General features: G+C 73.3%; 6 protein-coding genes. 4 read left to right on the top strand and 2 right to left on the bottom strand.

The features are described 5' to 3' along the window. Positions 1–76 precede the first annotated feature (76 nt). Entirely contained in the window at positions 77–586 is a 510-nt protein-coding gene (locus F6X68_RS29175; protein ID WP_132233598.1) for a hypothetical protein, read from the bottom strand. 217 nt (positions 587–803) lie between these two features. Between F6X68_RS29175 and F6X68_RS29170 the strand changes: the two genes are divergently transcribed. Together F6X68_RS29170 and F6X68_RS29165 are read left to right on the top strand one after the other, a co-directional pair. Continuing rightward, positions 804–1,031: a helix-turn-helix domain-containing protein gene (locus tag F6X68_RS29170; protein WP_121396459.1), complete on the top strand. Its 228-nt coding sequence runs from the start codon at positions 804–806 to the stop codon at positions 1,029–1,031. A gap of 104 nt (positions 1,032–1,135) precedes the next feature. Continuing rightward, on the top strand, positions 1,136–1,732 hold the full coding sequence (locus F6X68_RS29165; protein ID WP_151457260.1) for an Rv3235 family protein: 597 nt from the start codon (positions 1,136–1,138) through the stop codon (positions 1,730–1,732). A 223-nt stretch (positions 1,733–1,955) separates the two neighbouring features. On the opposite strand, the gene secA is transcribed toward F6X68_RS29165, so the two are convergent. Continuing rightward, a complete protein-coding gene (secA, locus tag F6X68_RS29160; protein ID WP_151457259.1) occupies positions 1,956–4,877 on the bottom strand; it encodes a preprotein translocase subunit SecA in 2,922 nt (973 codons plus the stop codon). Between the two features lie 160 nt (positions 4,878–5,037). On the opposite strand from secA, the gene F6X68_RS34495 reads away from it, so the two are divergent. Continuing rightward, the gene (locus F6X68_RS34495; RefSeq protein WP_327030551.1) at positions 5,038–6,201 is read left to right on the top strand and encodes a GNAT family N-acetyltransferase; all 1,164 of its coding nucleotides are present in this window, start codon (positions 5,038–5,040) and stop codon (positions 6,199–6,201) included. After that, positions 6,198–6,733: GNAT family N-acetyltransferase (locus F6X68_RS34490; protein WP_370519006.1), on the top strand; the 536-nt coding region annotated here is incomplete at its 3' end. The genes F6X68_RS34495 and F6X68_RS34490, both read left to right, overlap by 4 nt.

Genomic DNA, 6,733 nt, shown 5'->3' with positions numbered 1-6,733 from the left:
CTGCTGCTCCACGCCACCTCCTGACCTCCCGCGCGCCGGCACCGGCCGTCAGGCTGCGCAGGCGGCGCGCGGGAGGTCAGGAGGTGGCGCGGAGCAGCAGGTCCAGCTCGGTGACGTCGTACCACTCCAGCTCGTGGTCCTCGGCGCCGTCGACCGTGAACTGCGCGTCCGGGTCGCCGGCCAGGGCCTCGGTGACCGCCTCCGCCGCAGCGGACACGTCCTCGACCGCGTCGGCGCCGTCCACATGGACGGCCGCGACGGCGCCCACCGGCACGGGAGCGCTCAGCTCGACCGCGCTGGAGCCCAGCTCCCCGTCGCCCCGGCCCACGGCCGAGGCGGGCAGGTCGACCGAGACGACGATCCGGCGGCGGGGCGCGTCGGGGTCGGCCCGGAGCAGCTGCAACGCGTCCTGGGCGGCCCGGGTGAAGGCCACGTACTCCAGCTCCTCCTCGTCGCCCTCGGCGTACCACTCCCGCAGGGTGGGGGTCACTGCGTGCGCGGCGGCCACCGGCAGCCCGGCGCCGCGTAGGAGGGTCAGCATCGGGACGGTCGCCGGCACGTACACCCGGACAAGCTCCTCGGTCACCGGTCGTCTCCCCCGCTCAGGTCCCTGCGCCGGCTTCCGCCGGCCCCGGCCGATCATGCCCTATCGCCGTGACCGTCATACACCGCGCACCTTCTGCGGTGGAAGCGTCCCACCGGTGTGTCCCGGGGCGGGTCGGCGCAGGTCGCGCCCGGGCGGCTGGGCCATGTCGGCCGTCGGTGGCAAACTGAAGCAAACGACGCCAACCCCGGGGGTTTCCGTGGAGCCGAGGTTCCTGCTGCTCTCCGACGTGGCCACCGAGCTGAACGTGTCGGACTCGCAGGTCTACCACATGGTGCGCAGCGGCGAGCTGCCCGCGATCAAGATCGGCGGGCGCGGCCAGTGGCGGGTGGAACGCGCCCGGCTGGAGGAGTACATCGAGCGCAAGTACGCCGAGACGGCCGACTGGGTGCGGAGCAACCCGCTCGCCGACCGCGACCCGGAGTAACCGGTCCGATCCGCAGGGGCATTGACCGTGAGCTCTGCCGTGTCCGAGAATGGAGCCTGTCGAAGGCAAACGAAGGTAAACGCAAGATCGTGGGAGGTTCCCGGATGACCGATCACCGCCGACCCGGGCCGGCGCGCCCTCCCGTGCGGCTACGCCCCGCCCCCTCGTTCGAGCCGCCGTTCACCGACGACGACGCCGCCCACTGGCCGGCCCCGGGCCACGCCCAGCTCGTCCTCGACCTCTTCGAGTCGTCCCGACGCGACGCCGACCGGCCGCCCGGCCGACGACAGCGGCCGGTACCGACCGGCCCCGGCCGTCGGCCCGCCGCCCCGCTGCCACTGGACGCGCTGGTGACCGCCACCCCCGAGGCGACCCGGGCCGCGCACCGGTTCGTCCGCACCTGCCTGGAGGTGCTCAACGGCTACCGCTCGCCCGGGCAGCTCAGGCCGCTGCTCGACCCGGCGCGCGCGGCCGGGCTGCTGCCCGAGCTGGCCCGCGCCACCGCCCGCTCCGGCCCGCTCCGCCGCCGGTCGACCCGCCCGGCCGTACGCCTGCTCCGGCTGCGGGTCTGCGAACCGCGCACCGCCGCCGTCGAGGTGGCCGCGGTGCTCGCCGGCACGGGCGGGCGCACCTGGGCGATGGCGCTGCGCCTGGAGCACCGCCGGGGCAGCTGGCTCTGCACCGCCCTCCAGGTGCTCTGAGCCACCGGGCTCCGGCCACGACGTGCCGGGGTGCGGGCCGCGCATGGTGTCCACCCACGAGCCCGGGGCGGACCTGGTGCGCGCCGACCCGGCGGTCGCCGAGGTGCGCACGCCCGGCCCGGGTGGCCAGCCGCCCGGACGGCGGCCGAGACGGAAGCGAGCCGTGGTCCACGAGGACCACGGCTCGACTGCTCCGGCGGGCGCGCGCCCGCTCAGCTGCCGGTCACGCGCCGCCGTTGGGGGAGCCGTGGCAGCGCTTGTACTTCCGGCCGGACCCGCACGGGCACGGCGCGTTGCGGGACGGACCGTTGCCGGCCTCCGCCTGCCCCGACGCCGCCCGCCGGTTGTTGCCGGCCGGGACGCCCGGGCCGCGCAGACCCGACGCCGGCCGCTGCGGCGCCGCCGGGGCGGTCGTGCCGGGCGCGGCCGGGGCGGCCGGTGCCGGACGACCGACGCCCAGCGCGGGCGCCTGCTGCTCGGCGTGCTCGACGGCCACCGCACCGGCGCCGGCCTCGCCGTCGATGGTCGGCGCGGAGTATTGCAGGCCCTGCTGCTGCGGGGCCCGGCCCAGGCCCTTGGCCCGGATCTCGACCGGCTTGTCGAGCAGCTGGACCTCCTCGGCCTCGGGCTCCGGCTCGTTAACCTGGACCTCGAGGTTGTAGAGGAAGCCGACCGTCTCCTCCTTGATGCCGTCCATCATGGTGGCGAACATGTCGAAGCCCTCGCGCTGGTATTCCACCACCGGGTCGCGCTGGGCGTACGCCCGCAGGCTGATGCCCTCCTGGAGGTAGTCCATCTCGTAGAGGTGCTCGCGCCACTTGCGGTCGATGACCTGGAGCAGGACCATCCGCTCCAGCTGGCGGGTGCCCTCCTCGCCGAGCTGCTCCTCACGCCGGTCGTACGCGGCGTGCGCGTCCTCCTTGAGGCGGGAGAGCAGGAAGTCCGCGTCGATGCCGGCCCGCGAGCCGCCGGCCTCCTCCTCCAGCTCCTCGATCGTGATGCCCACCGGGTAGAGCTGCTTGAGGTTGGTCCAGAGCTGCTCCAGGTCCCAGTCCTCGCCGTAGCCGTCGGCGGTGGCCCCCCGCACGTACGCGTCGACGACGTCGTCGATCATGTTGCGGACCTGGTCGGAGAGGTCCTCGCCGTTGAGCACCCGCAGCCGCTCGGCGTAGATCACCTGGCGCTGCTTGTTCATGACCTCGTCGTACTTGAGGACGTTCTTGCGGATCTCGGCGTTCTGGCCCTCGATCTGGGCCTGCGCGCTCTTGATCTGCTTGGTGACCATCTTCGACTCGATGGGCACGTCCTCCGGGATGTTGAAGCGCTCCATGACCGCCTCGACGGCGCCGGAGCGGAAGCGCTTCATCAGCTCGTCCTGGAGGGAGAGGTAGAACCGGGACTCGCCCGGGTCACCCTGCCGGCCCGACCGACCGCGCAGCTGGTTGTCGATGCGCCGGGACTCGTGCCGCTCGGTGCCCAGCACGTAGAGGCCACCGGCGGCGGCGACCTCATCCGCCTCGGTGTCGCAGGCCTGCTTCCACTGGGGCAGGACCTCCTCCATCGCCTTGGCGTACTCCTCCTCCTGCTCGACCGGGTCGAGGCCGCGCTGGCGCAGCTCGTTGGCGGCGAGGAACTCGGCGTTGCCGCCGAGCAGGATGTCGGTGCCACGACCCGCCATGTTGGTGGCGACGGTGACGGCGCCCTTGCGGCCGGCCTGGGCGACGATCTCGGCCTCACGGGCGTGGAACTTGGCGTTCAGCACGGAGTGCGGGATGCCGCGCCGGCGCAGCAGCTGGGAGATGATCTCGGAATTCTCCACCGAGACGGTGCCGACAAGCACCGGCTGACCCATCGCGTGCCGCTCGGCGATGTCCTCCACCACGGCGTTGAACTTGGCCTTCTCGGTCTTGTAGATCACGTCCGGCCGGTCCTGGCGGACCATCGGCCGGTGGGTCGGGATCGTCACCACACCGACCTTGTAGACCTTGTTGAACTCGCCCGCCTCGGTCTGGGCGGTGCCGGTCATGCCGGAGAGCTTCTCGTAGAGGCGGAAGTAGTTCTGGAGGGTGATGGTGGCCAGGGTCTGGTTCTCCTGCTTGATCTCCACCCCCTCCTTGGCCTCGATCGCCTGGTGCATGCCCTCGTTGTAGCGGCGGCCGTGCAGGATGCGCCCGGTGAACTCGTCGACGATCAGGACCTCGCCGTCGCTGACGATGTAGTCCTTGTCGCGCTTGTAGAGCTCCTTGGCCTTGATGGCGTTGTTGAGGTAACCCACCAGCGGGGTGTTGACCGACTCGTAGAGGTTGTCGATGCCCAGCCGGTCCTCGACCTTGGCCACGCCGCGCTCGGTGACGGCGATGGTGCGCTTGGAGTGGTCGACCTCGTAGTCGCCCTCGCCGTCCTTGCCGGCCTGGAGCCGGGCCACGACGCCCGCGAACTCGCCGTACCAGCGGGCGGAGTGCTCGGCCGGGCCGGAGATGATCAGCGGGGTGCGGGCCTCGTCGATCAGGATCGAGTCGACCTCGTCGACCACCGCGAAGTTGTGGCCGCGCTGGACCAGCTCCTCCTTCGACCACGCCATGTTGTCGCGCAGGTAGTCGAAGCCGAACTCGTTGTTGGTGCCGTAGGTGATGTCGCACTCGTAGGCGGCCCGGTGCTCGGTGGCCGGCCGGTTGGGCAGCACCACGCCGACGGTGAGGCCGAGGAACTCGTGCACCTGGCCCATCCAGGCGGCGTCCCGCTGGGCCAGGTAGTCGTTGACCGTGATGACGTGCACGCCGTTGCCGGAGAGCGCGTTGAGGTAGACCGGCATGACCGAGGTCAGGGTCTTGCCCTCACCGGTCTTCATCTCGGCGATGTTGCCGAAGTGCAGCGCCGCGCCGCCCATGACCTGGACGTCGTAGGGCCGCTGGCCGAGCACCCGGGCGGCCGCCTCGCGGCAGACCGCGAACGCCTCCGGCAGCAGGTCGTCGAGGGTCTCGCCGTCAGCGAGCCGCTCCTTGAACTGGTCGGTCATGCCGCGCAACTCTTCGTCGGTGAGGTTGACGTAGTCGTCCTCGATCGAGTTGACGGCGGCGGCGATGGCCTTGAGCCGGCGCACCATACGGCCCTCGCCCGCGCGGAGGACCTTTTCCAGAATCGACACGGATCAACGCTCCCCTAGACAGTCTCGAACCATCGTAGGCGCTCCATCGGCGCGATGGTCACTGGTGGCGGCCCTCCGAGCCGGCGAAACCGACATAACACGCCCGACTCACGCCGCCCCGCCGAAATCCGGTTACGCCGTCCGCGAACGGTCCGGCACGATGGCTCGGGTGGAACCTGTCGAGATCACCGAGGACGGCCTGTTGCTGCGACCCTGGCGGGCGACCGACGCCGACGCGGTACACCGGGCGTGCCAGGACCCGGACATCCAGCGCTGGACCACCGTACCGCGCCCGTACCTGCCCGGACACGCGCACCGGTTCGTGACCGAGGTGACCCCGGCGGACTGGGCGACGGGCGCCGGGGCGCCGTTCGCGGTCTGCGACGCCGCCACCGGCGAACTGCTCGCCTCCTGCGGGCTCGTCTCGATCGACACCGGCCTGCGCTCCGGAGAGATCGGCTACTGGACCGCGCCCTGGGCCCGGGGCGCGGGCGTGGCCGTCCGGGCCAGCCGGGCCGTCGCCCGCTGGGCGTTCGACGCGCTGGAGCTGCGCCGGCTGATCTGGCAGGCCGAGGTGGGCAACCACGCCTCCCGCCTGGTGGCGCTCCGGGCGGGCTTCCGCGTCGAGGGCCGGCTGCGGCTCGCCGACCCCGCCCCCGGCGGCAGCGCGGAGGGCTGGATCGGCTCCCTGCTCCCCGGCGAGGTGCCCGCCCCCGGGGAGACCGGTCCGGCCGGGCCGGGCACCCTGGAGGCCCGTCGCGCCGCCGTCTTCGGCGGGCCCCAGCCCGTCCTCTTCGCCACGGCCGGCGCCACCGAGTTGCGGCTGCGCCCGATGGAGGAGCGCGACCTGCCCGCGATCGTCGACACCTGCCGCGACCCGCAGACCGTCCGCTGGACCAGCGTGCCCGACCCGTACGAGCGGGCGGACGCCGAGTCGTACCTGCACTTCGGCCGTGGCACCTGGGCGGGCGGCACCAGCGCCTGCTTCGTGGTCGCCGACGCCGAGGACCGGTACGTCGGCACGATCGACCTGCGGCTCTCTTCCGCCGACCCGCTGCTGGCCGACGTCGGCTTCATGGCCGCCCCCGCGGCCCGGGGCCGGGGCTACCTGTCGGCCGCGCTGACCGCGCTCAGCGCCTGGGGCTTCACCACGCTGGGCCTGGCCCGGATCGAGTGGCGGGCCAACGTCGGCAACACCGCCTCCCGTCGGGTCGCCGAGAAGGCCGGCTTCACGGTCGAGGGCGTCGCCCGGGGCGGGCTCACCCACCGCGACGAGCGGGTGGACGTCTGGGTCGGCGCGCTGCTCGCCGGGGACCTGACGTGACGCCCGAGGTGATCGAGGCCGACGGGGTGCGGCTGCGGCAGTTCCGCCCCGCCGACGTCGCCGACCTGGCCGCCGGCTGCGGCGACCCGGTCAACCTGCGGTTCAACCCCGGCATGCCGCAGCCGTACACCGAGGCCGACGCCCGCTGGTGGATCACCGAGGGCGCCCCGGCGGCCTGGGCCACCGGCGGGGCCGCGTACGCCATCGCCGACCGGACCACCGACCGGCTGGTCGGCGGCGCGGGCATCGGCCAGGTCGTGCCGCCGCGCCGGCAGGCGGAGGTGGGTTACTGGGTCGCGCCGTGGGCGCGGCGGCGCGGGATCGCCAGCGCCGCGACGCGGGCCCTGGCCGACGCCGCGCTGCGCCACGGCGTCGACCGGCTGGAGCTGATGACCCACGCCGAGAATCCGGCCAGCCAGCGGGTGGCGCTCGCCGCCGGCTTCACCCACGAGGGGGTACGCCGGTCGGCCGGCCAGCTGCGCGGCGGCGGCCGGACGGACCTGCTCGCGTGGGTACGCCTCGCCGACGACCC

This window comes from Micromonospora sp. AMSO12t (assembly GCF_008806585.1).
In the GTDB taxonomy this organism is placed as follows: domain Bacteria; phylum Actinomycetota; class Actinomycetes; order Mycobacteriales; family Micromonosporaceae; genus Micromonospora; species Micromonospora reichwaldensis.
This window is presented reverse-complemented; position numbering and strand designations above follow the sequence as displayed.